The 2,634-nt window shown below is 42.8% G+C and carries 2 protein-coding genes; both read left to right on the plus strand.

What is annotated here, in order from left to right; all coding sequences use genetic code 11:
* Window positions 1–183 (plus strand): hypothetical protein (locus B4J50_RS00005; protein WP_286953861.1); only part of this gene is annotated, 183 nt, incomplete at its 5' end.
* A gap of 114 nt (window positions 184–297) precedes the next feature.
* Window positions 298–2,616, plus strand: a complete 2,319-nt coding sequence (locus B4J50_RS00010) for a transglycosylase domain-containing protein (protein WP_286846281.1) — start codon at window positions 298–300, stop codon at window positions 2,614–2,616.
* Window positions 2,617–2,634: the final 18 nt, after the last annotated feature.

Consider the following 2,634-nt stretch of genomic DNA (forward strand, 5'->3'; position numbering starts at 1 on the left):
AGCCAGGATCAAACTCTCCATAAAAAATTGAATGGCTCGCTTATCAATTGCGCACTGTATTCTCTTATCAAGCTTCAAAAGGTTGTTGCCCTGACTGGCAACGGCGAAGAATATACCACGCCTTCGAATGGAATGCAAGCCCTTTTTTTACTTTTTTATAAAAAAACCCTAGAGATGATATAATTCAGCTTCGGAAGAAGAGAAAATATAAGCTACTTCCTCTTCTTTGTATACTTGTTTCTCTTGAACTAAATATCAAGGGGCAAGAAAACCCGAAATCTGGAGGGAGCTTGCGTTATGAAAAGGAAAAAGAATATTTCTGAAAAAGAATCCCAACCACCTCGTTCGCGTGGTCCTCGTATTTTTCGTTCGCTACTACTCATTCTTCTGTTATTCGTTGGGTTACTCGGAGCTGCAGTTTCTGTTATGGCAGCCTATTATATTCGACAGATTTCGGATGATCTGCCAACTACAACGGAAATACTTGCCCATCGAGAAAACATAGCAAGTGTTGTTTATGATCGGGACAATAATGTTATAGCCCGTTTGTTTACTGAAAACAGGGAACCTGTTCAGCTGAAAAATATATCACCATGGATGGTTAAGAGCACTTTGGCTGCTGAAGATTCTTCTTTTTATCAGCATAGTGGGATTCGGCTGTCTGCCATTATTCGTGCTTTGCTTGTAGATGTAACCCATCGCGGAGCTCGACAGGGAGGAAGTACCATTACACAGCAACTTGCCCGTAATCTTTTCCTCTCTCAGGAAAAAACAATTGAGAGGAAGGCAAAAGAAATTATTCTTGCTGTCAGGGTTGAGCAATTATTTTCCAAAGATAAAATTCTTGAGATGTATTTGAACACCATCTATTTCGGCCACGGTGCTTGGGGAGTAGAGACTGCTTCTCGTACTTATTTCGGGAAAGATGCCAAAGATTTATCTCTTCCTGAAGCCTCCATGTTAGCTGGATTGATAGCTGCACCTGAACGATATAGCCCCTTAAATAACATGGGAAATGCGAAGGTCCGCCAAGGGTATGTTCTTGACCGTCTTGTTTCTTTAGGTTGGATCAACGAAGAGACTAAACAAACTGCTTTTAAAGAAGAAGTTACATTAAAACATGTTCCTAATAAGGTTACAGAATACAATAAAGCTCCTTACTTTATTGCTCATCTACTCTTCAACTATCTCCTTCCTAAATACGGAGCGGATCTTGTCTATAGTGGTGGCATGGAAATTCATACAACTCTCGATTTGGATCTCCAGGAAAAAGCCGATATAGTTGTGAAAAAGCTAAAAAGCCAGGGGGCCTTGGTGGCTATTGATCCCTTTACGGGAGAAATTTTAGCTATGACTGGCGGGAAAGATTTTGCTGAAAGTAAATTCAATAGGGTGACTCAAGCATATCGACAACCAGGGTCTTCCTTCAAACCTATAGTATATGCAGCAGCTTTAGAAAGGGGGATTTTACCTACAGACCATTTTTTGGACGCTCCCCTTTCATATGATATTCCGGGAGAAGAACCCAAAACATGGGAACCAGGGAATTATAGTAAAAAATTTAGCGGAGAAGTAACAGTAATTGATGCTTTAAATCATTCATATAATACTGTCGTCGTCCGCGCGGCTGACATTATAGGAGTTAACTCGGTAATAACAACCGCTCGTAGTATGGGGATCGTCACTCCCTATCTGCCTCGAGACCTTTCCGTAGCATTGGGAACAGCGAGTGTTACTCCTATAGAAATGGCAGTAGCATATTCCACCTTTGAAAATGGTGGGAAAGTCGTCTCCCCTCTTATGATTCGGGAAATTCGCTCGAGCAACGGAGAAATTTTAGAGCATCATACTCCTGAGATTCGAGACGGCATTTCTCCAGTTACATCTGTTGTCATTCGTTCTCTGATGATGGATGCTGTACGTGCGGGGACAGGGCGCAGAGCAGCAGTCCCCGGATGGGAAACTTTTGGCAAGACTGGTACTACGAACGAATATAGCGATGCGTGGTTCACCGGAGGAATTCCTGGCCTTGTAGCAGTAGTATATGCTGGAAATGATGATCATAAACCTCTGGGGCGGAATGCCACAGGTGGAGTTATTGCAGCCCCTATATGGAAAGAATTTATGATAACAGCTGCTCAAGCCCTTCATCTGCCTCAAGCCTTTGAGGTTCCTGAAGATCTTCCTGTAGATAGAGTACAAGTTTGTAGACAGTCGGGCTTTATTGCGACTCCTAACTGTACCTCCGTCGCTACTATATTTATGCCTAGAGGGACAGCACCTACGAGTACATGTCCTCTCCATGGAGGAGATTTGTTTGCGGGCCAAGATGATCCTCAATCTCCTAAGCTCTACCTTCTTCCACAAGATGAAAGACATTATTACGATTATGCCAACTTCCCCCACGGGACATCCTCGCCTTCCATACCAGGACTGGAAAGTGGGGAGACATCCTCTCCTGTAAAAATTCAACCTCAACAACATCATAAAGCGGCCAGTGAGTCGGATGTTCCTGTAGAACCAGTTAAACCATATGCGAACGATCCAAGTCCGGCACAGACTATAGAAGATCGATATCAACAGCTCTTAAAACAATATGGGATTTCTAACAACTGAATAAAAAGCAAGAAAGAA

The sequence above is a fragment of the Aminobacterium sp. UBA4908 genome, assembly GCF_002398115.1.
Taxonomy (GTDB): domain Bacteria; phylum Synergistota; class Synergistia; order Synergistales; family Aminobacteriaceae; genus Aminobacterium; species Aminobacterium mobile.